The following is a 25,234-nucleotide window of genomic DNA, read 5'->3' as shown; positions in this document are numbered from 1 at the left end:
CGCCTAGCGGGCGAGAGTGGGATAGGCCGCACGGAACGCGGCCACCTTCGGCTTGTCCCAGCTGACGATGTAGGGATGGGTCGGGTGCCGGTCGTAGAAGTTCTGGTGGAAGGATTCGGCCGGGTAGAAGCCGCCGCTCTCCAGACGAGTCACGATCGGATTGGCGAAGGCGTGCGCGGCCGTCAGCTGCGCGATATAAGCGCGGGCAACGCGGGCCTGATCCGGGCTTTGCGGAAAAATTGCCGACCGATAACTCGGCCCGCGGTCCGGGCCCTGGCGATTGAGCAGCGTCGGGTCGTGCGCGATCGAGAAATACACGCGAAGCAGGGTCGCATAGCTGACCTGGCGCGGATCAAAGGTGATCCGGATCGCCTCGGCATGGCCGGTCGTCTCCGTCGAAACCTGATCGTACTGCGCGGTGGTGCGCGTGCCGCCAGCATAGCCGCTGACCACGTCGCGCACACCCTTCACTCGCTCGAACACGGCTTCCATGCCCCAGAAGCAGCCACCAGCGAAAATCGCCGTCTGAAGACCCGCTGCGGGCGCCACATCGGCCCGGGCGGCCGGCAAGGGCACGGCACGTTCCGCCCCCGCGATACCGGGCATCAACGCGGCAGCAGCAACAAGGCCGGCGCACATAGCGGGAATGACAGTCTTCAGCATGGAAGCGATATGGTGGCCGTCAGCGCGGCAACAAGCCGGCCCTAGCGAGCGGCGGCTTGCGGCGCGATGTGCCCGACCAGCGTGCGGGTCGCGTCCGCTGGCTGCAGCGCGACCATTCCGACGATGCCGAGCACAAAGCCACTGGTGATCTGCCAAGCGACGCTCGACTTCCACTGGGTCAGCATGGAACTTCTCCGCATATCATCGGCCGATTGGCCGTCCACACGTGCGGTGTTAGTCCCGGCAACCTGAAGCGGAGATTGGCGCTCCGTTCACCCCAATGTCAGCGAAGCGCGGCGCAGGCGGCCTGGATACGCCCGCATGCCTCGCGCAGCAGATCGTCGGAGGTCGCATAGCTGATCCGCATGGCGGGCGAGAGGCCGAAGGCGGCGCCATGCACCGCCGCGACGCGGGCGTCGTCGAGCAGGTAGCCGACAAAATCCTCGTCCGTGTCGATCCGCTTGCCGTTGGGCGTGGTGCGGTCGATCAGCGGGGCAAAGCTGGGGTAGACGTAGAACGCGCCTTCCGGAGTCGGGCAGGTCATGCCATTGATCTCGTTCAGCATCGACACGACCAGGTCGCGACGCGTCTGGAACGCGGCGGCGCGGTCGCGCAGGAAATCCTGCGGCCCGGTCAGCGCGGCGACGGCGGCCGCCTGCGCAATGGAGCAGGGGTTGCTGGTGGATTGCGACTGGAGCTTTGCCATCGCCTTGATCAGCCACGGCGCGCCCGCGGCGAAGCCGATCCGCCAGCCGGTCATCGCATACGCCTTTGAACACCCGTTCACGACCAGCGTGCGCTCCAGCAGGTCGGGGCAGACGCCCGCGATCGTTTCAAAGCGGAAGCCGTCATAAACGATATGCTCGTACATATCGTCGGCGAAGATCCAGACGTGCGGGTGGCGCCGCAGCACGTCGCCCAGCGCCCGGAGCTCATCGGCGGTGTAGGCGGCGCCCGTGGGATTGGAGGGCGAGTTCAGGATCACCCACTTGGTACGCGGGGTGATCGCCGCTTCAAGGGCCTCGGGCGACAGCTTGTAGCCGCTTTCAGGCCCCGCCACCGCGAACACCGGCGTGCCGCCCGCGAACTGCACCACGTCGGGGTAGCTGACCCAATAAGGGGCGGGGACGACGACCTCGTCACCCGGCTCGACCGTGGCGACAATCGCGTTGAACAGCGTGTGCTTGCCGCCGACATTGACCGTGATCTGGTCGGGGCGGAAGGTGAGGGCGTTGTCGCGCGCGAACTTCTCGATCACCGCGGCCTTCAGCTCGGGCGTGCCGTCGACATTGGTGTATTTGGTCTTGCCGTCGCGGATCGCCTTGATGCCGGCTTCCTTGACGTGATCGGGCGTGTCGAAGTCGGGTTCGCCCGCGCCTAGGCCGATGACGGCGACGCCCGCTCGCTGCAATTCCATGACCCGGCTGGTGACCGCAAGCGTCGGCGATGGGCTGATACGCTGAAGCGCGGCGGAGGGGTGCATAGGATCAGCCTTTGGCGAGAGGGCGGCGCGGCTATAGCGGCGCGGCAGAGCCTTTCGCAACCGCAACAGTGGCCGGCATCAAACCGCGCAGCGCATTGCCCATGTAAACGCCCGCGGAAAGATCGGCGCGGGTCAGCGATGCTTCCCGGGCAGCGCCGGTCGCGAGCAGGTCCGCCCGCAGCACGCCCGGCAGGAGGCCGTGGTGGAGAGGTGGCGTCAGCAAGACGCCGTCGCGCTCCACGAACAGGCTGGTGAAGCTGCCTTCCGTGAGGAATCCGTCCGGCCCCTCGAACACCACCTCATCCGTGCCCGCGGCCCTGCGCGCGGCGTCGTAAAAGGCACGGCTCGCGCTCTTGTGGCGAAGCCGCCAGTCGGCGGGAGCGACCGGCAGCGGCACCACGGCGAGGGTCAGCATCTCCGTCACGGGCGGCATCGGCCCGACTTCCACCGCGATCGATCCTGATCCCGCGAGCAGCAGGCGAACGCGGGCGGGGTTGCGCAGGCGAAAGGTCGCGGCCTGAAGCTCGTTTCGGGCATTGTGCCGGTTGAACGGGATGCCGAACGCCCGTGCGCTTTGGTCGATGCGAGAAACGTGGCGGTCCAGAAGCAGCAGGCCCTGGTCCGGGTCGAACGCCATGGTTTCGATCAGGTCGGGCGCGCGCGGGGTAGCGATGAAGGCGCCCTTGGCCGCGGCCTCATCCCATTCAGCTTCTGCTTCGCTGTCCGCCACGATACCTCCGCCAAGGCCAAGGATGGCCTCCGTGTCGCCATACGGCACGGACAGGGTCCGGATGGCGACGTTGAATTGCGCGTCGCCGTTCGCATCAAGCCTGCCGATCGCGCCGGTGTAGATGCCGCGCGGTGCGCCCTCGAGTCCGGCGATCGCCTGCATGGCGCGAACCTTGGGAGCGCCCGTGATCGAGCCGCAGGGGAACAGCGCCGCGACCACGTCGAACGCGTCCTTGTCCGGCGCGAGGCGGGCCGTCACGTCCGACACGAGCTGGTGGACGGTGGGATAGGTTTCGACGCGGAACAGGTCGGGCACCGCGACACTGCCGGGCGTCGCCACCCGCGCCAGATCGTTTCGCATCAGGTCGACGATCATCAGGTTTTCGGCGCGCTGCTTGTCATCGGACGCGAGCGCGTTTGCGAGACCCCGGTCCTGTTCTGCATCGTCCCCCCGGCGTGCGGTGCCCTTCATCGGCCGGCACAACAGCCTGTCGCCGTCGAGCCGGAAAAAGAGTTCGGGCGAGCAGGAGAGGATACGGTGAGTGCCTGTGTCGATCAGCGCCCCCCAACCGGCGCGCGAACGGGCGCGAAGCTGGGCATAGGCGGCGAATGGATCGCCGATCAGGGTCGCGGTTGCGCGGAGGGTCAGGTTGGCCTGGTACACATCGCCGGCGCGAATCAGCTCCTGCACCGCGTCGAACCGGCTGCCATATTCGTCGCGGCTGATAGCGGGACGTACCTGGCCGATCCAGGCGCCCGCGGGATCGGGAAGCAGCGCCGGAACGTCAAAAACCTTCTCCCATCGATCGAACAGTCCGAACCAGAAGAGCGGGGTCGTGCGGTCGGGCTCCATCGCCGCAGCGGGCTCGAACGCGGTGCCCGCCTCATAGGACAGGAAGCCTGCGACCTCGAGCCCGTCCTGCCGGGCCCGACGCAGCCGGTCGAGGGCGGGGCGTAGCTGCGCGGCGTCCGATCCGCTGACCACCCCCACTGGCGACCGATACAGGCGCGCGGACGCGCCGCCCGCGCGGGCGTCGTCGAGAAGAACAAAGGGCGCGTCCAGCCGCATCGGCGCGCGATGCCCTGCCCGAGCCTGCCAAACAAGCGCCCTTCGCTTCCGGGCCGGGTGTCACTATGTGGCGGCGCATGACCACGCCCGCCGTTCCCGTCACCGTTGCCGCCATCCAGCTTGCCTTTTCAACTGACATCGACGCCAACATCGCCAAGGTGTCGGCTGCGGTGCACGAGGCAGCGGACAGGGGTGCGCAGGTGATCCTGCCGCCCGAGCTGTTCGAAGGCGAATATTTCTGCCGCGTCGAGGACGAGGGGCTGTTCGCCAATGCGGCGCCCGTGACCGAGCATAAGGCCGTGCTGGCGATGCAGGCGCTGGCCGAGGCGCGCGGCGTGACGATCCCGACCAGCTTCTTCGAGGCGGACGGGCCGCATTACTACAACAGCCTTGCGATGATCGGCCCCGATGGTGAGGTTCAGGGCGTGTATCGCAAGAGCCACATCCCCGATGGCCCCGGCTACGAAGAGAAGTTCTATTTCCGCCCCGGCAATACGGGGTTCAAGGTGTGGCCCGGCCCCCGCGATGCGCCATCGGCGAAGCTGGGCGTGGGGGTTTGCTGGGACCAGTGGTACCCGGAAACCGCGCGGGCGATGATGCTGATGGGGGCGGAGCTGTTGTTCTATCCGACCGCGATCGGGTCCGAGCCGCACGACACCAGCCTGGACACTGCACGGCTGTGGCGGCGGGCGATGGTAGGTCATGCCGTGTCCAACGTCGTGCCGATCATCGCGGCGAACCGCGTCGGCACGGAACATGGGCAGACCTTTTACGGCACCAGCTTCATCGCGGACGAGCGCGGCGACATCCTGGCCGAGCTGGACCGGGAAGAAGAAGGGGTGATCGTCGCGACGGTGGACCTGGCCCGTGTCCGCCGGCACCGCGCCGCCTTCGGCTTTTTCCGCGACCGGCGCCCGGAGCTGTACGGGCGGCTGGTGCAGGATGTCTGAGGGCTAGAGTTCCCGCACCAGCCGCACGGCGCGGGCGAGCCAGGGCGGGTCGCTGACCACCTGCTGGCGACTGCCGGGCCCTGGGGGCAGGAGGTGGAGCTTGCCCGTTTCGCGCCCGATCAGGCGGCCGAACAGGAAGCGACCGCCGGGACGGGGCACCAGCACGTCGCGGTTGGTCGCGCGGCCCCAATCGGCCGGGGCCAGCGTTTCACACCAGATCGCATCGCCGGCGCGATAATCCCCCACGCTGCCGGTTACCGCGACCGCGACGCCGCCCTCTGCCGGCAAAGGCGGGGTGATGCTGGCCGCGTGGCGCGGCGCGGTGGCGCCGTTGGTGTCGAGGTTCGCCGCGACGGGGAGCTCGGTGCGTACCGGCAGCTTCACCAGATCCGCGGCGGTGACGCCTAGCGCGGCGGCGATACGGTTAAGCCAGCCAACCGACACGGTTCGCGTACCCATTTCCAACCGGCCGATGGTCTGGGCCGTGGTGGGCGGCACACAGGCGCGCGCGACCTCTTCGAGCGTCATGTTCCTGGCGCGGCGGACGTCGCGGATGGCGGTGATCATGGAGGGCTCCCGTGAACCGATCTGGTAAAAACCTCTGTCCTACAGCTGGGCGGTCGTGGCAAGCCCCGTGCGACTCGAAAGGCGGAGGCGGCGATGCAGGAACTGGTGGAGCGGGTGATGGACGCGCGAGGCGCGAGCGGTGCGGCGCGGATGGGTGGGCGGCGCGTGGCAGTCAACGTCGCGGAATCGCCGCTGGGATGGCTGATGTCGCGCGGACTGGTGACGCCGCGCCAGTTCGAGGCGGGCGAACGGCTGCGCGCCGACTATGAAACCGCGTCGCTCGGCCCGCGCGTCACGATGCGGTGGGAGGGGGCGCGGGTGGATGGCGGCGGTGGCGACCGGCTCGACCCGACGACGGCGCAGGTTTCGGCCAAGCGCCGATTCGATGCGGCGATCGGGGCGGCGGGCCCGGGGCTGGCCGATGTGCTGTGGCGCGTCGTGGGCGCGGGCGAGGGCCTGCCGATGGCGGAGAAAGGCTTGGGCTGGCCGGCGCGAGCTGGGCGGGTGGTGCTGACGCTGGCGCTGGACCGGGTGGCATCCCATTATGGGCTGCACTAGCGCGGCCGGACAGGAACGCTCTTCTACCTTCTTTGAACGGACCTTTGATGCGCTTCGAGATCATCCACTGCCACGGATCGGGCAACGACTTTCCCCTGATCGACGCGCGGGCGCTGTCGCTTCGTGATGAGCAGTGGGCAGGCGTGGCGCGGGCGCTGGCGGATCGGGCGGGACCGGTCGGGGGCGATGGTTTGCTGCTGCTGACCAATGGGGACGACTCGCACGCGTTCGGGATGCGCATGTTCAATTCGGACGGGTCGGAGGCGGAAACCTGCCTCAATGGCCTGCGCTGCGTGGCGCGGGCAGGTTTTGAGGCGCTGGGGATCGACCGGGCCCGGGTGCGGCTGAAGACGTCGAGCGTGGATGCGGTGCGCGACGTGGAGATCGCACCGGGCGTGTGGACGGTGCGCGAGACGGCCGGGCCGGCTACCCTGACTGTCGCGACGTGGCCAATGGATGCGGGCGCAGGCCGGATCGTGGACGCGCCGGTGCCGCCGCTGGATGGGGAGCGCCGCTTCACCGCGGTAGCAATCCCCAATCCGCACCTCGTCAGCTTTGTCGACCGGGTGGACGAGGCTGAGCTGGTCCGGCTGGGGGAGGTTTGCGAGGCCGCGCCGTCCTGGTTGCCCAATCGCGCCAATGTGTCGTTCGTTGAGGTGCGCGGGCCCGAGACGATCTTTGTGCGGACGTTCGAGCGAGGCGTTGGGCTGACCAATAGCTGCGGCAGTGCGATGGCGGCATCGACCTATGCCGCGGGGCTGACCGGGCGTGTCGCGTGGGACGCCGACATCACCGTGCTCAACGCAGGCGGGCTGGTGCGGGCGCGTGCTGGCGAGGACGCGATCGTCAGCCTGTCGGGTAATGCGACCTGGGAATGGGGAGGGTCAGTCGAGGTCGACGCCGACGCGGGGCGGGCGAGCGACCTGGTCGTGACCCGGCGCTATGCGGATGAGGTTGCTGCCTGGGCCAAGGTCGCCGGCTGATCGGCGGTCCGGCGAACGGGACGAGGCGCGTCAGAGCTTCCCGAACACCGACTCGAACCCCGCGCGATCGCCCGCCGCGAGGAAACGGGATTGTTCGATCCAGCGGTCACGGCCCATGCGGCCACGAAAGGCCCCGAGGTCGGCGTCGAGCCGCTCCGCTTCATCATCGCTCAAGGCGGCGATCTGGCCAACGGTGGTGATGCCAAGCTCGGCCAGGCGGGCGGCGACCTTGGGGCCCAGCCCCTTGAGCTGGGTGACGGGCCCATCGGCCGGACCCGCAGAAGGAGCGACGGGAGGGGGGCTGGGGTCCGCGGCGGGCGTGGGCGCGGAAGCTGCCTCCGTCGCGGGGCTTGCCTCCATCGGTGCGGCAGCGGCGATCGGCTCGTCAGCGAAGGGGCGTGGCGCCTGCTCCTCTTGCGCTTCTGGCGGGAGGTGGTCGGGCGCCGGGACGGAGGTGTCGCGATGGGCAACCAGGCGTGGTGCCGGGCGCTGGTCGGACGGGGCGGCACCTATCTGAGAGGCGTCGCGATCGGCGGGGAGGCTCGGCTCGTCGGGGGAAACGGTGATGACGGGAACACCGGCCTGTTCCGCATGGTCGCGCAACGTTTGCTCGGCTGCAAGGCGGCGGCGCTTGCTCCTGATGCCGTAGATCAGCGCGGCGAGCACCAGTAATGCGAACAGGGCGACGAGGATCAGGTGCACCGCTGTCACCGTGCCAAAGGTCAGCGCGGCGCGTATCGAATGCGTCGGGTCGGAGATCGCGGCCTGGTTCATGCGTGAACCTTAGCCCGGCTCGCCCGACCGCGCCACATCCCGCCATCCTATGTCGCGGCGAAAAAAGGCATGATCTACGGTAAGATGCCCAAGGGCGGCATAGGCCCGGGCCTGGGCGGCGGCGGTGTCGGTGCCGGTTGCGGTGACCGCGAGCACCCGTCCGCCGGCGGTGACGAGGTCGCCGTCCTGTTCACGGGTGCCAGCGTGGAACACGCGCGCCCCGGCTGCCTCAACTGCCCCTATGCCGCCGATGCGGCTGCCGGTGACGGGCGTGCCGGGGTAGTTTTCTGCCGCGACCACCACCGTCAACGCGGTGTCGGACGCAAAGCTTGCCCGCTCGCCCGCAAGGCGCCCGGTGGCGACCGCCAGCAACAGCGCGAGCAGGTCTCCGGTAAAGCGGGCCATCAGCACCTGGCATTCGGGATCGCCGAACCGGGCATTGTACTCGATCAGGCGCGGCCCGGCCGGGGTCAGCATCAGCCCGGCATAAAGTACGCCGGAAAAAGGCGTGCCTTCTTCCCGCAGGGTGCGGACGGTCGGCTCGACGATCTCGCGAAGGGCCTGCGCCTCCAGCGCGGGGGTGAGGACGCGGGCGGGACTGTAGGCGCCCATGCCGCCGGTATTGGGGCCAACATCGCCCTCGCCCACGCGCTTGTGATCTTGTGCGGTGCCGAAAGGGAGCAGGGTTTCGCCGTCGGTCAGCACGAACAGGCTGACCTCCTCGCCCGGCAGGAACTCCTCGATCACCGCCTGCGCGCCCGCATCGGCAAAGATGACGTCCAGCGCCGCATCCGCTTCGGCGCGGGCGGCGGCGACGGTCACGCCCTTGCCGGCGGCGAGGCCATCGGCCTTGATCACGACAGGCAGGCCAAAACTGCGGTCGAGCGCCAGCGCGGCTTCATCGCGCGACGACACGCGGCGATAGCCGGCGGTGGGGATGTTGGCGCGCGCGCACAGGTCCTTGGTGAAGCCCTTTGACCCTTCAAGCTGCGCGGCCTGCCTGCTTGGGCCGAAGACGGGCACGCCCGCGGCGCGCAGATCATCGCCAAGCCCGGCGACCAGCGGTGCTTCGGGGCCGATGATGACGAGACCGATTTGCTGGTCGTTGACGAAGCGCAGCACGGCGGCGTGATCGGCTGGGTCCAGGGCGACGAGCGTCGCATGCTCCGCGATGCCGGGGTTGCCGGGCGCGGCGAAGAGCGTATCGAGCCCAGGCGACTGTGCGAGCCGCCAGGCAAGTGCGTGTTCGCGACCTCCCGACCCGATCAGCAGGACGTTCATGGCGGACCCCTTTCCCGAAACCGGACGGCTCGTAGCCGAGGCTGTGCCGGGCGACAACGCGCTAGCCGTGTCCGTCAGCGAACTCGCCGGCCGATTGAAGCGCGTGGTGGAGGGCGAGTTCGGCCATGTGCGCCTGCGCGGCGAGATTTCCGGCTACAAGCGCGCGACCTCCGGCCATGTCTATCTGTGCCTCAAGGACGAAGGCGCCGTCATCGATGGCGTGATGTGGAAGGGGCAGGCGCTGGCGCTGCCGTTCCAGCCGCAGGACGGCGTGGAGGTGATCGCAACCGGGCGGCTGACCACCTATCCCGGCCGGTCGAAATACCAGGTCGTGATCGAGCGCATGGAGCTGGCCGGCGCGGGCGCGCTGATGGCGCTGCTGGAAAAGCTGAAGGCGAAGCTGGCCGGCGAGGGCCTGTTCGCAGCCTCTGCCAAGAAGCCGCTGCCGTTCATGCCCAGGGTGATCGGGGTGGTGACGTCCCCCACCGGCGCGGTGATTCGCGACATTCTTCACCGGCTGGAGGATCGCTGCCCGACCCATGTCGTGGTGTGGCCGGTCAAGGTGCAGGGCGCGGGCGCGGCGGCGGAGATCGCGGCGGCGGTGCGCGGCTTTGACGCGCTGCCGGCGGACGGGCCGGTGCCGCGGCCCGACCTGGTGATCGTGGCGCGGGGCGGTGGGTCGATCGAGGACCTGTGGGCCTTCAACGAAGAAGCGGTTGTGCGCGCGGTGGCCGAGTGCCGCATTTCCATCATCTCCGCAGTCGGGCACGAGACGGACACCAGCCTGTCCGACTTTGCCGCCGACCTGCGCGCGCCGACCCCGACCGCCGCGGCGGAGCTGGCGGTGCCGGTGTTGGCGGACCTGCGACTGACGATCGAAAGCTATCGGACGCGCACCGAACGCTGCGCGCGGCGCTATCACCAGCGTGGGGGCGAAAAGCTGGCGGCGGCGGCGCGGCTGCTGCCCAAGCGCGACCAGTTGCTGGGTGGTCAGCGGCAAAAGGCGGACGACCTTGGCGCGCGGCTGGACCGAGGGCTGGAGCGGCGGGTGGCCACCGCGCGCGGGCTGCTCGACCGGCAGGGCGGGGCGTTGCGCCCGGCGGTGCTGGGGCGGCGGGTGGAGGCGGCACGGGCACGGCTGGCCGATGTCTGGCGGCTGGTGGAGTCGCTCAACCCCGACCGCACCCTGGAGCGCGGCTATGCCCGGGTCGAAGCGCGAGGCAGCGGTGACACGGTCACGGACGCGGCGGCGGCGCGCGCGGCGGGTGCGCTGCGGCTGCATTTCCGCGGGGGCGAGACGGTGGACGTCGCGGTTGAGCGGGGCAGGTCGCGCGCTTATCTTTCTGGCAAGCCCGAGCAGCCGACGCTGCTGTAACCTTTGAGATCAAGGCCGTTGACGATGCTGATGTCCAATACCGACCGACCCGCACGGCTACATTACATGGCCAATGGCTTTCGCGTGCTGACGCCGGGCGATCACGTGACCTGTGCGGTGTCGGGGGAACGGGTGCCGCTGGAAGAGCTCCGCTATTGGAGCGTCGCCAAGCAGGAGGCTTATGCCAGCGCGCAGATCGCAAGCGAGGCGCTGGCACCGCAGTGATCGGCGGACGGCGCAAGGCGGCGCTTGCCGCGACGGTCGCGTTGCTGCCCGGTTGTGCGGCGGTCGTGCCGCCGACAACGACGCCTGCGCCGACGGTAGAGGTGGCGCGGCCGGCCGCACCGGTCGCGCTTCAGCCGATTCGCTGGACGGGCCGGGCCATCCAGGGGGGCCTCATCACCGGCATCGCGCCCGCGGGTACTCAGACGCTGGCCCTGGACGGCAAGCTCGTGCCCGTGGCGTCCGATGGCCGCTTCTTTATCGGTTTTGATCGCGATGCCGCGCCGGCTGCGACGCTGGTCGCCACGGCCGGGGACGGACGGAGCACCCAGGTCGCCTTTTCGGTTGCGCCGCGGGCCTGGGACATCTCCCGCCTGCCAACGCTACCCAAGGTGCCCGTGCCGCAGCCCGAGTTCGCGGCGCGTCGTCCGGGTGAACTGGCGCAGATCGTTGCGGCGCGGGCGATGCGCACGGATGCGGCCGGCTGGGCGCAGGCGTTCCACTGGCCGACGACCGGGCGAATCTCGACGTTGTTCGGATCGCAGCGCATCTATGCCAATGGCGAGGCCGGGTCTTATCATTCGGGCATCGACATCGCCCGCGTGACGGGGACGCCCGTGCAGGCGCCGGCCGATGGCGTGGTCATCCTTGCCGCTGCCGCGCCCTTCACGCTGGAGGGCAATCTGCTGATGATCGACCATGGCATGGGGCTGAACAGCGCGTTCCTGCACCTGTCGCGCATCAACGTGTCGGTGGGCGACCATGTGACGCAGGGGCAGGTGGTCGGATTTGTCGGCGCAACCGGGCGGGCGACGGGGCCGCACCTGCACTGGAGCCTGCGGTGGCAGGGCGCCAAGCTCGACCCGCTGCTGGCCGCAGGGCCAATGCCGGGCGACTAGCCCGCGCAAGCGTCAAATTTGTGACTTTTTGAGCACAGCTTCGAATGGAAACGCGCCAAACGCGTCCGATTAACAAAAGGCAGGTGGACAGTGATGGGGCGGCCAACGCATCCGTCCGCCATCGCGCCCGGCCTTTCCGGGCGGGCAGACGAACAGTTTGGGCGATTGCAATCCAATCGCGGACACAAACAAGGGGATCCGCTACGTGATCACGACATTTTCCTCCGCGCGCAAGGCCGCGCTGCTGACAGCCACCACCCCCTTCGCCTTGGCTTTGGCGACGGTGCCGGCGCTTGCGCAGAACAGCACCACCGAGCCCGCCCAGACCCAGGCGACTCAGCCGACGCAGGACTCGCTCCCGGGTGCGCAGCAGAATGCTGAGAACCAGGCCGATGCTGGCCGGCAGCTTCCTGCCCCTACCGCAGAAACCCAGGACAATGGTGGCGACGTCGTGGTTACCGGTTCGCTTCTCCGGACCCAGGGCGCGACCCCGTCACCCGTCACCACGCTGACCAGCGAGAACCTGGACCAGCGCGGCATCAATACCACGCAGGACGCGATCCAGCGCTTGTCGTCGAATAACGGTGCGGCGCTGACCAACTCGTTCACCGCCAACGGTGCTTTCGCCGGCGGTGCGTCGGCCGTGTCGCTTCGCGGCCTGTCGAGCAGCTCTACCCTGGTGCTATTTGATGGCCTGCGCGCGGCCTATTACCCGCTGGCCGACGACGCGACCCGCAACTTCGTCGACCTCAACACCATCCCCGACGACATCGTCGACCGTATCGAAGTGCTGCGTGACGGCGCCTCCTCCAGCTACGGCGCGGACGCGATCGCAGGCGTGGTCAACATCATCACCAAGCGTTCGTTCAACGGCATCTCGGGCCGGGCGGAAGCGGGCATCGCGGAGCGCGGCATCAACGCCAACCAGCGCCTGACGCTGACCGCGGGCACCGGCGACCTCGATGAAAAGGGCTACAACGCCTATGTCAGCGGGTTCTACTATCGCAGCGAGGGCGTGAACAACCGGGACCTGCCGTACCCGTTCAACTCGTCCAACCAGACCGGCATCGGCGGCCCGGACAACCGCGTTCTGCCGAGCAACTTCGGTACGACCACCGCTGGCCCGAATTTCTACGTTGCGCCCGCTAACGCTGCCGTTTCGGCGATCGCGCCGGGCGCGCGCTACCAGCTTCTGGGCAATGGTTGCGCCAATGGCGCGGCGGCTACGACCGGTGCGGCCGATCTAGCAGCCGATCCGACGCGTCCGGGCACCGTATGCGTAACCGACGCCATCAACCGGTATGGCGTAGTGTCGCCTGACATCGAGCGGTTCGGCGGATCGGGTCGCTTTACGGCCAAGGTTGGGGACACGTCGGAAGCGTATCTGGAAGTGAACTTCCAGCAGACCCGTTCGAGCTACTCGGGCGATCCGTCGACGATTTTCAACAACGCCCCGGCCGGCATCCTTTTCCCGCAGTTCTCGACCCGCTCGAACGCCACCCGCTTCGCCTCCGGGTCGGGCCCGCTGTCGCTGCCGGTGTATGTCTGCGCGGCGCGTTTAAACTGCGGCACGGCAACCGATCGTCGCCTGAACCCGAATAACCCGTTCGCCGCCAGTGGCCAGAACGCGCTGCTGATCGGCGGTTTGCCTGACACGGTCACGCAGGACGAGACCCGCAGCCGCGTGTACCGCGCTGCTGCCGGTATCAACGGCACCATCTTTGGCGATTGGGATTATCGCGTCGATCTGACCGCGATGCACAACGACCTGCGCCGCACGCAGAACGGCTATGTGTACATCCAGCGCCTGCTCGATGTGATCGGTGACGGATCGTACAACTTCGTCAATCCGTCGGCGAACACGGCGGCTGTTCGCAACTACCTGACGCCGGAAAACCGGACGGATGCATCGTCCGATCTGTATCAGGCGCAGGTGACCATCAGTAAGGCCCTGTTCGACCTGCCGGGTGGCCCGCTGCAGCTCGGCGTCGGCGGTACGGTGTTCTACGAAGGTGTCGACGCGCCCAGCGCAAACTCGGACGAGAATGGCCCGACGCAGCGTTACTTTACCATCAACGCATTCGGCACGACCGGTCACCGCACCGTCTCGGCCGCCTTTGCCGAGTTGAACGCGCCTGTCTTTGATCAGCTCACGATCAACGGTTCTGCGCGATATGACCATTATTCGACGGGTCAGCATTACCTGTCCCCGAAGATCGGCGCCAAGTTCACGCCGCTCCGTCAGGTCGCTCTGCGTGGCACCTTCTCGAAGGGCTTCCGCATCCCGAGCTTCGCAGAAGCGAACGCTCTGCCGACCACCGGATACGTCACCAACAACTCGAACAACTTCAACGACGCGTTCTTGGCGCAGTACGGCTGCACGGTTGCGAACTTCAACACGGCCTGCCCGACGTACATCCGTAACGGTAGCTATGGCCAGACGACCTTGGCGACGCCGACGCTGAAGCCCGAGAAGTCGCGCAGCTTCACCGGCGGCGTGATCCTGGAACCGATCCGGGGCGTGTCGTTCACGGTGGATTATTTCAACATCCGCAAGACCGGCGCGATCACGTCGCTCACGCCGGGGACCGCGCTGTCCGCCTATTACTCGGGCGCAACGATCCCGGCCGGCTATGAAGTGATTGCCGACGCGCCTGACGCCGCGTTCCCCAATGCCACGCCGCGGGTTGCGTTTGTCCGGTCGAACCTGGTGAATGCGAACACGTTGAAGTCGGAAGGCATCGATTTCGGCGCCAACACCCGCTTCAGCTTCGGCAACGTCGTGTGGACCAGCAACCTGGACGCCACGCTGCAGCTCGAGCTCAGCACGTCGTTCCCGGATGGCCGCAAGGAGACCTATGTCGACACGTTGGGTAACTTCAACCTCACGGCGGGGTCGGGCACGTTCCGCTGGCGCGGCAACTGGCAGAATACCTTTGCCATCGGCGACTCGCTGGCTCTAACCGGCACGGTGAACTACACGTCGGGCTATGACCTGTCGGCGATGGACCAGGACACCGGCTATCGTGACTGCGGGCTGGCACCGGATCCGGCGTACACCGGCTGCCGCGTGAAGAGCTATGTCACGTTCGATGCCAACGTATCGTTCAAGGTCAACGACAAGCTGACCTTCTATGTGAACGGGTTCAACCTGTTCGACCGGTTCCCGCCGCTCGATCCGGTCACCTATGGCGCGTACCTCTATAACCCGGTGCAGGCCGGCGAGAACATCTATGGCCGCAGCTTCCGCGCTGGTGCCAAGTTCAGCTTCTGATCTGACAGGAGCTTAGAAGGGGGGCGGCGTCGCAAAACGCCGCCCCCCTCTCGTTTCCGTGACAGCCATCAGCGCCCGACCCCTCACGGGTATCCGGTTCAGCGAGAAGGGCTGGCGAGCTGTTGTTAGCTGCCGGCACGGCCCTGGCCTTCGTGACACAACCGCGCCGGTACCGGCGCAGCTGTGGCCCGGCGCAGGACACGCGGTCGGTTCACGATCCTGCGACCTGATGGCGCGGACCCCGCATCGCGAGCTCCGCGGCCTTGTTATGCGACCCGTAGCGCCAGCTTGCCGTCGCCTTCGTCGACATGGACGGTGCTGCCGTCCTTGACGTCGCCACGCAGGATCAGGTCGGCGAGCGGGTCCTGCAGGTGGCGTTGTACGGCGCGCTTGAGCGGCCGGGCGCCATAGACCGGGTCATAACCGACCCGGCCCAACCATCCGCGCGCGGCGTCGGTCAGGTCCAGCGTGATCTTGCGATCGGTCAACAGTCGTCCCACGCGGCCGACCTGGATGTCGACGATCGGGGCCATGTGCGCCTGACCCAGCCGGTGGAACAGGATGATCTCATCCAGCCGGTTGAGGAATTCGGGGCGGAAGTGCCCGCGCACGATCTCCATTACCTGCGGCTCTACCGTGGCCACGTCGGCGTCCTCGTCCAAACCCGCGAGATATTGCGAGCCAAGATTCGAGGTGAGGATGATGATCGTGTTGGTGAAGTCCACCGTGCGGCCCTGGCCATCCGTCAGGCGCCCCTCGTCGAGCACCTGGAGCAGCACGTTGAAAACGTCGCCATGCGCCTTTTCCACCTCGTCGAACAGCACGACCTGGTAGGGCCGGCGCCGCACCGCCTCGGTCAGCACGCCGCCTTCTTCATAACCGACATAGCCGGGAGGAGCGCCGATCAGCCGCGCGACCGCGTGCTTCTCCATGAACTCGCTCATGTCGATGCGGACCATCGCGGCCGGATCATCGAACAGGAACTCGGCAAGGGCGCGGGTCAGCTCCGTCTTGCCGACGCCCGTTGGCCCGAGGAACAGGAACGAGCCCAGGGGTCGGTTCGGGTCCTGCAGCCCCGCCCGCGCACGGCGGACGGCGGTGGACACGGCCCGCACCGCCTCGTCCTGGCCGATGACGCGCTTGCCCAGTACCTCTTCCATGCGCAGCAGCTTGTCGCGCTCACCCTCCAGCATCCGGTCGACGGGGATGCCGGTCCAGCGGCTGACCACACCGGCGATATCGTCGGAGGTGACTTCCTCGCGCAGCATGGCGCCCTTGGTCGCGCCGGCCGCCTCGGCGAGCTGCTTTTCAAGCGCAGGGATGCGGCCGTAGGAAAGCTCCCCTGCCTTGGCGAGGTCGCCCTGCCGCTGTGCCTGGTCGAGCTCCAGCCGGGCGGCGTCGAGCTGTTCCTTCAGCTTGGCCTCGCCTGCGATCTTTTCCTTTTCGGACTGCCAGCGCTGGGTGAGTACCGCGGACTGCTGCTCCAGATTGGCGAGCTCGCTCTCGATATGTTCGAAGCGGTCCTGCGACGCCTCGTCCGACTCCCGGCGCAGGCCCTCGCGCTCGATCTTGAGGCGCAGGATGCGGCGGTCGAGCGTCTCGATCTCCTCGGGCTTGCTTTCCACTTCCATGCGGATGCGGGACGCCGCCTCGTCCATCAGGTCGATCGCCTTGTCGGGGAGGAAGCGGTCGGTGATGTAACGGTTGGACAGCGTGGCGGCGGACACGAGCGCGGAGTCGGTGATCCGCACGCCGTGGTGCAGTTCATATTTCTCCTTGAGCCCGCGCAGGATCGAGATGGTGTCCTCGACGGTCGGCTCGCCCACGAACACCGGCTGGAACCGCCGCTGGAGCGCGGGGTCCTTTTCGACGTGCTTGCGGTATTCGTCGAGCGTTGTGGCGCCGACGCAGTGCAGCTCACCCCGGGCGAGGGCAGGCTTGAGCAGGTTGGACGCGTCCATCGCGCCGTCGCTCTTCCCCGCGCCGATCAGGGTGTGCATCTCGTCGATGAACAGGACGATGTCGCCCTCGGCCGCCTTGACCTCATCGATCACGCCCTTGAGGCGCTCCTCGAACTCGCCGCGATATTTCGCGCCCGCGATCAGTGCGCCCATGTCGAGCGCCATCAGCGTCTTGTCCTTCAGGCCGTCGGGCACGTCGCCATTGGCGATGCGCAGGGCCAGCCCCTCGACGATCGCGGTCTTGCCGACGCCGGGCTCCCCGATCAGCACGGGGTTGTTCTTGGTCCGGCGGGCAAGGACCTGGATGGTGCGGCGAATTTCCTCGTCACGGCCGATCACGGGGTCGAGCTTGCCGTCGCGGGCGGCCTGGGTCAGGTCGCGGGCGAACTTCTTGAGCGCGTCATAGCGGTCCTCCGCGCCCGCGGTGTCGGCGGTGCGGCCCTGACGAAGCTGGTTGATTGCGCTGTTAAGGCCGTCAGCGGTGACCCCCGCTGTCTTGAGCGCGCGGCCGGCAGCACCGCTGGAGAGCGCCAACGCGAGCAGCAGCCGTTCCACGGTGACGAAGCTGTCGCCGGCCTTGGTCGCGATCTGCTCCGCCTGGTCGAGCACGCGAACGCTGTCGTTGTTGAGGCCGGGGCTGCTTTGCGCGCCGGAGCCAGTGACTGCCGGCAGCTTGGCAAGCGCCGCATCCACCTCTCCCGCCGCACGGCGAGCGTCGCCGCCAGCGGCGCCGATCAGGCCCGAGGCCATGCCCTGATCATCTTCCAGCAGCGCTTTCAGCAAATGCTCGGGGGCGATCTGCTGGTGGTTCATCCGGATCGCGACGGTCTGCGCCGACTGGAGAAAACCCTTGGCGCGGTCAGTGAACTTTTCGAGATTCATGGTCGTCCCTGTTGTGTTGGGGGCGATGTGGTGTTGCTAAACGGCAACACAAGAGCCAGTTGCCTCCCCAGAATAGGAAGTGCGGTGGCGCTTCGCCAGCGCGGCTTGGCCATTGCGGCGAAGCGGGGCACCGCTATACCTCACTGGCACACCGGTGAGGAAAGAATTGCGTATGAAGTTCAAGGCTGTGGCGCTGTCCGGCGCTGCCATCGTCGCGTTCGCCACGCCCGCCGTCGCGCAGCAGGCACAGCCGGTGCCTGCCGCCCAGCTTGTCCAGGCAGTGAACATCCCTTTCCAGCAGTTCACCCTGCCCAACGGCCTGCGGGTCATCGTCCATACCGATCGCAAGGCGCCGGTCGTCGCGGTCAGCGTGTGGTACAATGTCGGCGCGAAGTTCGAGCCCAAGGGCAAGACCGGCTTTGCGCACCTGTACGAGCATCTGATGTTCAACGGGTCGGAGAATGCGCCGGGCGACTTCTTCGAACCGTTGAAGCAGGTCGGGGCCACCGACGAGAATGGCACCACCAACCAGGACCGCACCAACTATTTCGAAACGGTGCCGACCGCGGCGCTGGATCGGGCGCTGTTCCTGGAATCCGACCGCATGGGCTATATGACGGGCGCGATCACCCAGGCGGTGCTAGATGAACAGCGCGGCGTCGTGCAGAACGAAAAGCGGCAGGGCGACAACCAGCCCTATGGCCTGATCCAGTACAAGCTGACCGAGGGGCTGTATCCGGCGGGTCACCCCTATGGCCACACCACCATCGGATCGATGGCAGACCTGGACGCTGCATCGCTGGAATCAGTGAAGAGCTGGTTCAAGGAGCATTACGGGCCGAACAACGCCGTCCTGGTGCTGGCCGGCGACGTCGATGTCGCGACCGCCAAGCGGCTGGTGACCAAGTATTTCGGCGCGATCCCCCGCGGCCCCGCAAGCGTCGCGCCGGCGGCCCCGATCCCGACACTTGCCACGCCCAAGGCAGAGGTGATGAAGGACCGGGTGGCGGCAGTGCTGACCATGCGAGCCTGGACGGTGCCGGGCCTCAACGACAAGGACGCGCCCGCGCTGGACGTGGCGGCAGGCGTACTGGGCGGGCTGGCATCCAGCCGGCTCGACAACGCGCTGGTCAAGAAGGACAAGCTGGTCGTCAGCGTTGCCGCTTATAACTCGAGCATGGCCCAGGGGGGCACTTTCGCCATCCAGGCGGTGGTGCGGCAGGGCGTCGACCCGGCATTGGTCACCAAGCGAATCGACGAGATCCTGGCCGACTTCCTGGCCAACGGCCCGACCGCGGACGAGGTGAGCCGCGTGGTGACGCGGACCGCGGCGCAGACGATCGACGGGCTGGAAGCGGTTGGCGGCTTTGGCGGCAAGGCGGTCGCGCTTGCCGAGGGTGAGCTTTATTCGAACGATCCGGGCTTCTACAAGAAGCAGCTGGAAGCGTTGGCGGCGCAGACGCCGGCCAGCGTGAAGGCGGCGGCGAACAAGTGGCTGACACGGCCGACCTATTCACTGACTGTGGTGCCGGGCCCGCGTGACGCGTACGAGGAGGCACGGGTGCCAGCTGCCGAGCCGGTGGCCGAAGCGCCGACGCCGCCCGCCAAGGGTAATCGCGGGCCCTTGCCGGCGGTAACGGCAGTGGCGCCGTTGAGCTTCCCCGCGGTGCAGCGCACGCGCCTGTCGAACGGGATCGAGGTCGTCTACGCGCAGCGTACGGCGGTGCCCATCACCAAGGCGGTGCTGAGCTTCGATGCCGGGGTCGCGGCGGACGTGCCGGGCAAGCTCGGCACGCAGCAACTGACGCTCAACATGCTCGACGAGGGCACGGCCACGCGCGACTCCATCCGCATCGCGGAAGACGAGGAGCGACTGGGTGCCGAGATCGGCGCGAGTTCCAGCGCGGACCGTACCACCGTCGCGTTGGAGGTGCCGAGCTCCAACCTGAACCCGGCGCTGGCGCTGTGGTCCGACATCGTGCGCAACCCGGCGTTCGACGCGAACGAGGTCGCCCGCGTCAAGCAGCAGCAACTGGCCGGAATCGCGCAGGAACTGACCAACCCCAACGGACTTGCCGCCCGGGTCGTGCCGGGACTGCTCTATGGAGCGGCGAGCCCTTATGCCAAGCAACGCGGAGCGGGCGACCCGGCCGCGGTGGCGCAGCTGACGCCGGCGGACCTGAAGGCGTTCCACGCTGCCTGGATCCGGCCGGACAAGGCCAAGATCTTCGTCACCAGCGATCGTCCGCTGGCGGAGGTGAAGGCAGCGCTCGATGCGCAGTTCGGCAACTGGAAGGCCACGGGCACACCCGGCATAAAGTCGTTCACCGTGGCCGCGCAGCCCGCAACACCGCGGATCGTGCTGGTCGATCGCCCGGACTCACCGCAGTCGTTGATCGTCGCCGGCATTCCAACGGCGCTGAAGGGCACGGATGACCTGTTGCCTGTCATCACCGCCAATGACGCACTGGGCGGCGACTTCCTCAGCCGCATCAACACCGATCTGAGAGAGAACCGGCACTGGTCTTATGGCGCATCGGGTAACTTCCGGCAGGTGGAGTACGCTGCGCCCTACCAGATCGCGGCACCGGTACAGGCGGACAAGACGGGCCCGTCGCTGCAGTCGCTACAGGCCGACCTGAACGACTTCCTGGGCGCAAAGCCGATGACGCAGGCGGAGTTCGACCGGACCATCACCGGCGCGATCCGGTCGCTGTCGGGGCAGTTCGAGACGTCTGACGACGTGCTGGGCGCCATGCAGCAGAACGACCTGCTGCGCCGGCCCGACAATTACTATGCCACCATTACCCAGCGTTATCAGGGGTTGACGGTCGGTCAGCTCAATCGCGCGATCAAGGGAGCGATCGATCCGAAGCGCGCGGTGTGGGTGGTCGTGGGCGATGCCAAGACAGTGAAGCCGCAGCTTGACACGCTGGGGCTGCCGGTCGAGGTCGTGCCCGCTGCGTCCGTCGCAACGGCACGCTGAGCTAACGAGAGGACAAGGCCATGGCAGACGTCGACGGCAGCTGGGACTGCACGGTGAAATCACCGCTGGGCGACCAGAAGATGACGATTACCATCAACTCCTCGGGCTCGACCTTCACGGGTACGGCATCGGGCGCGATGGGGTCTGCGGACCTGTCGGGCGCGGTGAACGGCAACACGGTGTCGTGGAAGCAGTCGATCACCGTGCCGATGCCGTTGACGCTCGACTGCGAAGCGACCGCGGAGGGCAACACGCTGAACGGCACGGTCGGCGTTGGCGCGTTTGGCAGCTTTCCGCTGACGGGCACGCGCGCGGGCTGACCGCCTGCGAAACGGATTGAAAGCGGGCCGCCCCTCTTCGTGAAGGGCGGCCCGTTTCGTGTCAGCGCTTCAGGCCGGCGGTGCCGGCGTCCTCGGTCGCGGCGACGCCGTTCATGTCCTCCACCTCGATCCGGTTGCCATCGCTGGTCAGCAGCGTGTGCACGTTCTCCGGCTTGGCCTCGTCGGTGGGGGGCGCCTTGCCCTCGCCATGAAAGCCGTTGGTGGTCGGGGTCTGGCGGTTCTCCTCGTCGGAGCCGCCGTACAGATGGGTGTCCTTCTCGCCGGGCATGATCACTTCTCCTTGTCTGGAGGAGGAACGCGGCGGGGCGGAACCGGTGCCCTTAGCGGGTAAGGCGAGTGATATGGCCCATCTTGCGGCCAGGCCGCGCTGCGCCCTTGCCGTACAGGTGCAGATGGGCGCCAGGCTCCGACAGCGCCGACCGCCACGGATCGTCGCCGATCAGGTTGGTCATGCTCGCGCCGTTGCTTACCAGTTCGGTGCTGCCGAGCGGCAGGCCGCAGATCGCGCGAATGTGGTTTTCGAATTGCGAGCAGGCAGCGCCCTCGATCGTCCAATGCCCGGAATTATGGACGCGAGGAGCCATTTCGTTGAACACCGGGCCGTGCGGCGTCGCGAAGAACTCACAGGCGAGCACGCCGACATAATCGAGTGCCGACGCGATGCGGCAGGCAAGCTCCGTCGCTTCGTCCGCCTGCGCGAGCACGGTTGCCGGGGCCGGCACGGTTGAAGTGCGCAGGATCGCGTCGCGGTGGACATTGTGCGGGGGCGGATAGCGGACGGTGGAACCATCGACGCCCCGCGCGATCAGGATCGAGAACTCGTGCGAGAAGTCGACGAACGCTTCCAGCACCGCCGGGCCGCGGATCGCATCCCAGGCGTCGTCCGCGTCCGCGGGACAGGAAAGCCGTACCTGTCCCTTGCCGTCGTAACCGAAGCGCGCTGTCTTGAGCACGGCGGGGGTGCCCACGGTCGCGAGAGCCTGCTCCAGCTCCTCACGGCTGGTCACGGGTGCCCAGAGGGCGGGCCGTCCACCCACGCTCTCGACGAAGCGCTTCTCGGCGATCCGTTCCTGCGCCACCGCGAGCGCGCGGGGGTGGGGGTGGACGGGAACGCGCTCGGCCAGCCATTCCACGGGGGCGAGCGCGATATTCTCGAACTCATAGGTGACGACGTCGCAGGCGGCCGCGAAGTCGGCGAGGACGATGCGGTTGTGATAATCGGCGCGGGTCAGCGAGGACGCGGTCTGCGCAGCCACGCTTTCGCGATCGGGCGCAAGGACGTGCGTGCGGTAGCCAAGCTGTGCGGCGGCAACGCCCAACATGCGACCAAGCTGGCCGCCGCCAAGGATGCCGATCGTCCCGCCGGGCTCAATCACCGGCCCGCTTCCCCGTCGGGTGCTTCGGCAACGCTGTCGGTCTGCCTGGCGCGCCATGCCTGAAGCCGCTCCGCCAGCGCGGTGTCGGATGTCGCCAGGATGGCGGCGGCGAGCAGGCCGGCGTTGATCGCGCCGGCGCGGCCGATCGCCAACGTGCCGACCGGGATGCCGCCGGGCATCTGCACGATCGACAACAGGCTATCCATGCCGGACAGCGCCTTTGACTCGACCGGCACACCGAGTACGGGGAGGTGCGTCATCGCGGCCGCCATTCCGGGCAGGTGAGCGGCGCCCCCTGCGCCCGCGACGATCACCTTCAACCCGCGATCAGCCGCGCCGGTCGCATAATCGTAAAGGCGTTGGGGGGTGCGATGCGCGGACACGACCCGCGTTTCGTGCGGCACGGCGAGCGCTTCCAGAACCTCGGCGGCATGGCGCATCGTCTCCCAATCGGAGGTCGAACCCATGATGATGCCGACAAGGGGCTGTGTCATGGCATTGCCGGGTAGCGACGGGGGCGGGGAAGGGCAATGGCTCCCCGCGCGATCGCGTCTGCGCTATGTCGGGGCATGACCCGAGCGATGACCTATGGGCGCTATCTGGCGCTGGACCAGTTGCTGGCGGCACAGCATCCCCTGTCGGACCGCGATGACGAGCTGTTGTTCATCATCATCCACCAGACAAAGGAGCTGTGGCTGAAGCAGATCCTGGCTGAGCTGCGGCTGGCCAAGATGCTGGTACGGGAGGGGCGACCGACCGAGGCGTACAAGGGGCTGGCGCGCGTCAGCCGTATCCAGGCGGTGATGACGCTGTCGTGGGACGTGCTCGCGACCATGACCCCCGCCGACTACACGCGATTTCGCGATGTGCTGGGGCCGTCCAGCGGTTTCCAGTCGGACCAGTTCCGCGCGATGGAGGTGATGCTGGGCCTGCGCGACGGCAGTGGCGTTCCTGGCCCGCTGACCGATGCGGCCTACCAGGAGCCGAGCCTGTGGGATGACGCGCAGGCCTGCCTGGCGGCGCGGGGTGGGGCAGTCCCCGCGAGCGTGCTGGAGCGTGACATGACCAAGCCCTGGGTGCCCGACACCGCGGTGGAGGATGCCTGGGCCGCCGTTTACGCGGACACGGCGCAATGGTGGGACCTGTACCAGCTCGCGGAAAAGCTGGTCGACATCGACGACGCGCTTGCCACCTGGCGGCACAAGCATGTGCTGACCGTCAGCCGCGTGATCGGCGGCAAGCGGGGCACGGGCGGCACGGACGGCGTCGGCTACCTTCAGGGAACGCTCGGCAAGCGCGCGTTCCCTGAACTCTGGAGCCTTCGGACGCGGCTGTGATCAGCGCTCGTTGAGGTAATAACGGTCGAGCGCGGCGAGATTGTCGTCGAGCTGGTACACGATCGGCTGGCCGGTCGGGATTTCCAGCCCGGTGATCTCGTCATCGGGGATGTTCGACAGGTGCTTCACCAGCGCGCGCAGCGAGTTGCCGTGGGCGGAGATGAGCACGCGTTTGCCGTCCTTCAGCGCCGGCGCGATCCGCTCTTCCCAATATGGCAAGACGCGCGCGATCGTGTCCTTCAGGCTTTCGGTGTTCGGGATCGGGATGCCGGCGTATCGGCGATCGTTGCTCAGGTCGTAATCGCTTCCCGATTCCTGCGCGGGCGGCGGCACGTCGAAGCTGCGGCGCCAGACCTTCACCTGCTCGTCGCCATGCTTGGCCGCTGTCTCGGCCTTGTCGAGGCCGGTCAGGCCGCCATAGTGGCGTTCATTCAGGCGCCAGTGCTTTTCCACCGGCAGCCACAACCGGCCCATTTCCTCCAGCGCCAGGTTCAGCGTCTTGATCGCGCGCGTCTGGAGCGAGGTAAAGGTCAGGTCGAAGTCGAGCCCCTTGGCCGCCATCAGCTCGCCCGCGGCCCGCGCCTCGGCCGCGCCCTTTTCGGTGACGTCGACGTCCCACCAGCCGGTGAAGCGGTTTTCCAGGTTCCAGGCGGATTGGCCGTGGCGGATCAGGACCAGGGTGGGCATCGGCGCTCCTTGTTCGACGTTGGCCGTCCCTCTACCAGTCCGGCCAAACGCTACAAGGAGCGGTGCTAATGGCGATCGTACGGGAAACATTGGTGTATGACGGCCCGGGCGGCCCGTTCGAGGGCGTTGCCGCCTATGACGACGAGGTGGAGTTCCACCGCCCGGGCGTGCTGATCGTGCCCAATATCCTGGGACAAAAGGAAGCGGACAATGTGAAGGCGGAGCAGCTTGCCACGCTCGGCTATGTGGCCTTCGCCTGCGACCTGTTCGGCCAGGGCAAGCGCAAGGTGCGCGAGTCGGAGAACCAGGCCGAGTATATGGACCTGCTGAACGCGGATCGTGGCCTGCTGCGCGACCGGCTGGCGGCGAGCCTGAAGGTGCTGACCGACATGAGCCGCGTCGATCCCGAGAAGGTCGCCGCGATCGGTTTCTGCTTTGGCGGAAAGTGCGTGCTGGACGCAGCGCGAGCGGGGCTGGGCGTCAAGGGGGTGGTGAGCTTTCACGGGCTCTACGACCGGCCGGACTATCCGACCCAGACGCCGATGAGCGCTAAGGTGCTGGTCTGTCACGGCTGGGACGATCCGCTCGCGCCGCCCGCCAGCACGGTTGCGCTGGGGGAGGAGCTGACCGCCGCAAAGGCCGACTGGCAGATCCACGCCTATGGCGGCGCGGGCCATGCCTTCACCGACCTGGCGATGAAAGGGCGCGAGCCGCGGCCCGGCATCACCTATGAAGAGAAGGCCGATCGGCGCAGTTGGGCCGCGATGCAGGGGTTCCTCACCGAACTGTTCGTGTGAGGCGCCAAGGAACCGGCACGCCCGATGCCGGTTCCTCCTT

The 25,234-nt window shown here is 67.6% G+C and carries 23 protein-coding genes; 11 read left to right on the top strand and 12 right to left on the bottom strand.

Annotation, left to right across the window (positions count from 1 at the left end; genetic code table 11):
- Positions 1–3: 3 nt before the first annotated feature.
- The 4 genes from msrA to pabB form a co-directional block, all read right to left on the bottom strand.
- Positions 4–663: a peptide-methionine (S)-S-oxide reductase MsrA gene (msrA, locus tag FHS94_RS00745; protein WP_184053420.1), complete on the bottom strand. Its 660-nt coding sequence runs from the start codon at positions 661–663 to the stop codon at positions 4–6.
- Positions 664–704: 41 nt separating this feature from the next.
- A complete protein-coding gene (locus FHS94_RS00740; protein ID WP_184053417.1) occupies positions 705–848 on the bottom strand; it encodes a hypothetical protein in 144 nt (47 codons plus the stop codon).
- 98 nt (positions 849–946) lie between these two features.
- On the bottom strand, positions 947–2,146 hold the full coding sequence (locus FHS94_RS00735) for a pyridoxal phosphate-dependent aminotransferase (RefSeq protein WP_184053368.1): 1,200 nt from the start codon (positions 2,144–2,146) through the stop codon (positions 947–949).
- 31 nt (positions 2,147–2,177) lie between these two features.
- Positions 2,178–3,944, bottom strand: a complete 1,767-nt coding sequence (pabB, locus tag FHS94_RS00730; protein ID WP_184053366.1) for an aminodeoxychorismate synthase component I — start codon at positions 3,942–3,944, stop codon at positions 2,178–2,180.
- Between the two features lie 77 nt (positions 3,945–4,021).
- Between pabB and aguB the strand changes: the two genes are divergently transcribed.
- Entirely contained in the window at positions 4,022–4,894 is an 873-nt protein-coding gene (gene aguB / locus FHS94_RS00725; RefSeq protein ID WP_184053363.1) for an N-carbamoylputrescine amidase, read from the top strand.
- A gap of 3 nt (positions 4,895–4,897) precedes the next feature.
- On the opposite strand, the gene FHS94_RS00720 is transcribed toward aguB, so the two are convergent.
- The gene (locus FHS94_RS00720; RefSeq protein ID WP_184053360.1) at positions 4,898–5,461 is read right to left on the bottom strand and encodes a helix-turn-helix domain-containing protein; all 564 of its coding nucleotides are present in this window, start codon (positions 5,459–5,461) and stop codon (positions 4,898–4,900) included.
- A gap of 93 nt (positions 5,462–5,554) precedes the next feature.
- Here FHS94_RS00720 and FHS94_RS00715 point away from each other — a divergent pair, with 93 nt between their 5' ends.
- Together FHS94_RS00715 and dapF are read left to right on the top strand one after the other, a co-directional pair.
- Positions 5,555–6,019, top strand: coding sequence for a DUF6456 domain-containing protein (locus tag FHS94_RS00715; RefSeq protein ID WP_184053357.1), 465 nt, complete (start codon positions 5,555–5,557; stop codon positions 6,017–6,019).
- A gap of 47 nt (positions 6,020–6,066) precedes the next feature.
- The gene (dapF, locus tag FHS94_RS00710; protein ID WP_184053354.1) at positions 6,067–7,002 is read left to right on the top strand and encodes a diaminopimelate epimerase; all 936 of its coding nucleotides are present in this window, start codon (positions 6,067–6,069) and stop codon (positions 7,000–7,002) included.
- Positions 7,003–7,032: 30 nt separating this feature from the next.
- Here the strand turns inward: dapF and FHS94_RS00705 are convergent, their stop codons facing one another.
- Positions 7,033–7,776 (bottom strand): hypothetical protein, encoded by a 744-nt coding sequence (locus FHS94_RS00705; RefSeq protein WP_246348272.1) that lies wholly within the window; start codon positions 7,774–7,776, stop codon positions 7,033–7,035.
- Between the two features lie 9 nt (positions 7,777–7,785).
- Entirely contained in the window at positions 7,786–9,057 is a 1,272-nt protein-coding gene (gene purD, locus FHS94_RS00700) for a phosphoribosylamine--glycine ligase (protein WP_184053351.1), read from the bottom strand.
- Between purD and xseA the strand changes: the two genes are divergently transcribed.
- The 4 genes from xseA (at position 9,056) to FHS94_RS00680 (ending at position 14,827) form a co-directional block, all read left to right on the top strand.
- Positions 9,056–10,432: an exodeoxyribonuclease VII large subunit gene (gene xseA, locus FHS94_RS00695; RefSeq protein WP_184053348.1), complete on the top strand. Its 1,377-nt coding sequence runs from the start codon at positions 9,056–9,058 to the stop codon at positions 10,430–10,432. The two genes, purD and xseA, sit on opposite strands and share 2 nt — an antisense overlap.
- A 24-nt stretch (positions 10,433–10,456) precedes the next feature.
- On the top strand, positions 10,457–10,657 hold the full coding sequence (locus FHS94_RS00690) for a DUF2093 domain-containing protein (protein ID WP_184053345.1): 201 nt from the start codon (positions 10,457–10,459) through the stop codon (positions 10,655–10,657).
- Complete coding sequence (locus FHS94_RS00685; protein WP_425506148.1) at positions 10,654–11,553, top strand: M23 family metallopeptidase; 900 nt, start codon at positions 10,654–10,656, stop codon at positions 11,551–11,553. Before FHS94_RS00690 ends, FHS94_RS00685 begins: the two co-directional genes overlap by 4 nt.
- A 205-nt stretch (positions 11,554–11,758) precedes the next feature.
- Positions 11,759–14,827 (top strand): TonB-dependent receptor domain-containing protein, encoded by a 3,069-nt coding sequence (locus FHS94_RS00680; RefSeq protein ID WP_184053342.1) that lies wholly within the window; start codon positions 11,759–11,761, stop codon positions 14,825–14,827.
- 266 nt (positions 14,828–15,093) lie between these two features.
- Here the strand turns inward: FHS94_RS00680 and clpB are convergent, their stop codons facing one another.
- Complete coding sequence (clpB, locus tag FHS94_RS00675) at positions 15,094–17,670, bottom strand: ATP-dependent chaperone ClpB (protein WP_184053339.1); 2,577 nt, start codon at positions 17,668–17,670, stop codon at positions 15,094–15,096.
- A 172-nt stretch (positions 17,671–17,842) separates the two neighbouring features.
- Between clpB and FHS94_RS00670 the strand changes: the two genes are divergently transcribed.
- A complete protein-coding gene (locus FHS94_RS00670) occupies positions 17,843–20,656 on the top strand; it encodes a M16 family metallopeptidase (RefSeq protein ID WP_184053336.1) in 2,814 nt (937 codons plus the stop codon).
- A 20-nt stretch (positions 20,657–20,676) separates the two neighbouring features.
- Positions 20,677–20,976: a hypothetical protein gene (locus tag FHS94_RS00665; protein ID WP_184053333.1), complete on the top strand. Its 300-nt coding sequence runs from the start codon at positions 20,677–20,679 to the stop codon at positions 20,974–20,976.
- 61 nt (positions 20,977–21,037) lie between these two features.
- On the opposite strand, the gene FHS94_RS00660 is transcribed toward FHS94_RS00665, so the two are convergent.
- From FHS94_RS00660 to purE, 3 genes are read right to left on the bottom strand one after another with little or no spacing between them, the layout of a single operon-like run.
- The gene (locus FHS94_RS00660) at positions 21,038–21,265 is read right to left on the bottom strand and encodes a hypothetical protein (RefSeq protein ID WP_184053329.1); all 228 of its coding nucleotides are present in this window, start codon (positions 21,263–21,265) and stop codon (positions 21,038–21,040) included.
- A 52-nt stretch (positions 21,266–21,317) separates the two neighbouring features.
- Positions 21,318–22,430 (bottom strand): 5-(carboxyamino)imidazole ribonucleotide synthase, encoded by a 1,113-nt coding sequence (locus tag FHS94_RS00655; RefSeq protein ID WP_184053326.1) that lies wholly within the window; start codon positions 22,428–22,430, stop codon positions 21,318–21,320.
- Positions 22,370–22,867, bottom strand: a complete 498-nt coding sequence (gene purE, locus FHS94_RS00650; RefSeq protein WP_184053323.1) for a 5-(carboxyamino)imidazole ribonucleotide mutase — start codon at positions 22,865–22,867, stop codon at positions 22,370–22,372. The genes FHS94_RS00655 and purE overlap by 61 nt, the downstream gene beginning before the upstream one ends.
- Positions 22,868–22,942: 75 nt before the next feature.
- Here purE and FHS94_RS00645 point away from each other — a divergent pair, with 75 nt between their 5' ends.
- A complete protein-coding gene (locus FHS94_RS00645) occupies positions 22,943–23,710 on the top strand; it encodes a tryptophan 2,3-dioxygenase (RefSeq protein WP_184054362.1) in 768 nt (255 codons plus the stop codon).
- On the opposite strand, the gene gpmA is transcribed toward FHS94_RS00645, so the two are convergent.
- A complete protein-coding gene (gene gpmA, locus FHS94_RS00640) occupies positions 23,711–24,397 on the bottom strand; it encodes a 2,3-diphosphoglycerate-dependent phosphoglycerate mutase (protein ID WP_184053320.1) in 687 nt (228 codons plus the stop codon).
- Between the two features lie 68 nt (positions 24,398–24,465).
- On the opposite strand from gpmA, the gene FHS94_RS00635 reads away from it, so the two are divergent.
- Positions 24,466–25,194, top strand: a complete 729-nt coding sequence (locus FHS94_RS00635) for a dienelactone hydrolase family protein (protein WP_184053317.1) — start codon at positions 24,466–24,468, stop codon at positions 25,192–25,194.
- The last annotated feature ends 40 nt before the right edge of the window (positions 25,195–25,234 follow it).

This window comes from Sphingomonas aerophila (assembly GCF_014199305.1).
Classification (GTDB): Bacteria; Pseudomonadota; Alphaproteobacteria; order Sphingomonadales; family Sphingomonadaceae; genus Sphingomonas; species Sphingomonas aerophila.
This window is presented reverse-complemented; position numbering and strand designations above follow the sequence as displayed.

Coding starts and splice junctions, on each gene's coding strand:
- FHS94_RS00670 (WP_184053336.1), top strand. CDS start 17,843: ATGAAGTTCAAGGCTGTGGCGCTGTCCGGCGCTGCCATCGTCGCGTTC.
- FHS94_RS00635 (WP_184053317.1), top strand. CDS start 24,466: ATGGCGATCGTACGGGAAACATTGGTGTATGACGGCCCGGGCGGCCCG.
- FHS94_RS00660 (WP_184053329.1), bottom strand. CDS start 21,265: ATGCCCGGCGAGAAGGACACCCATCTGTACGGCGGCTCCGACGAGGAG.
- purD (WP_184053351.1), bottom strand. CDS start 9,057: ATGAACGTCCTGCTGATCGGGTCGGGAGGTCGCGAACACGCACTTGCC.
- FHS94_RS00655 (WP_184053326.1), bottom strand. CDS start 22,430: ATGGCGCGCCAGGCAGACCGACAGCGTTGCCGAAGCACCCGACGGGGA.
- purE (WP_184053323.1), bottom strand. CDS start 22,867: ATGACACAGCCCCTTGTCGGCATCATCATGGGTTCGACCTCCGATTGG.
- FHS94_RS00720 (WP_184053360.1), bottom strand. CDS start 5,461: ATGATCACCGCCATCCGCGACGTCCGCCGCGCCAGGAACATGACGCTC.
- FHS94_RS00665 (WP_184053333.1), top strand. CDS start 20,677: ATGGCAGACGTCGACGGCAGCTGGGACTGCACGGTGAAATCACCGCTG.
- dapF (WP_184053354.1), top strand. CDS start 6,067: ATGCGCTTCGAGATCATCCACTGCCACGGATCGGGCAACGACTTTCCC.
- FHS94_RS00705 (WP_246348272.1), bottom strand. CDS start 7,776: ATGAACCAGGCCGCGATCTCCGACCCGACGCATTCGATACGCGCCGCG.
- FHS94_RS00645 (WP_184054362.1), top strand. CDS start 22,943: ATGACCCGAGCGATGACCTATGGGCGCTATCTGGCGCTGGACCAGTTG.
- aguB (WP_184053363.1), top strand. CDS start 4,022: ATGACCACGCCCGCCGTTCCCGTCACCGTTGCCGCCATCCAGCTTGCC.
- FHS94_RS00735 (WP_184053368.1), bottom strand. CDS start 2,146: ATGCACCCCTCCGCCGCGCTTCAGCGTATCAGCCCATCGCCGACGCTT.
- xseA (WP_184053348.1), top strand. CDS start 9,056: ATGGCGGACCCCTTTCCCGAAACCGGACGGCTCGTAGCCGAGGCTGTG.
- msrA (WP_184053420.1), bottom strand. CDS start 663: ATGCTGAAGACTGTCATTCCCGCTATGTGCGCCGGCCTTGTTGCTGCT.
- FHS94_RS00740 (WP_184053417.1), bottom strand. CDS start 848: ATGCTGACCCAGTGGAAGTCGAGCGTCGCTTGGCAGATCACCAGTGGC.
- clpB (WP_184053339.1), bottom strand. CDS start 17,670: ATGAATCTCGAAAAGTTCACTGACCGCGCCAAGGGTTTTCTCCAGTCG.
- FHS94_RS00690 (WP_184053345.1), top strand. CDS start 10,457: ATGCTGATGTCCAATACCGACCGACCCGCACGGCTACATTACATGGCC.
- pabB (WP_184053366.1), bottom strand. CDS start 3,944: ATGCGGCTGGACGCGCCCTTTGTTCTTCTCGACGACGCCCGCGCGGGC.
- gpmA (WP_184053320.1), bottom strand. CDS start 24,397: ATGCCCACCCTGGTCCTGATCCGCCACGGCCAATCCGCCTGGAACCTG.
- FHS94_RS00715 (WP_184053357.1), top strand. CDS start 5,555: ATGCAGGAACTGGTGGAGCGGGTGATGGACGCGCGAGGCGCGAGCGGT.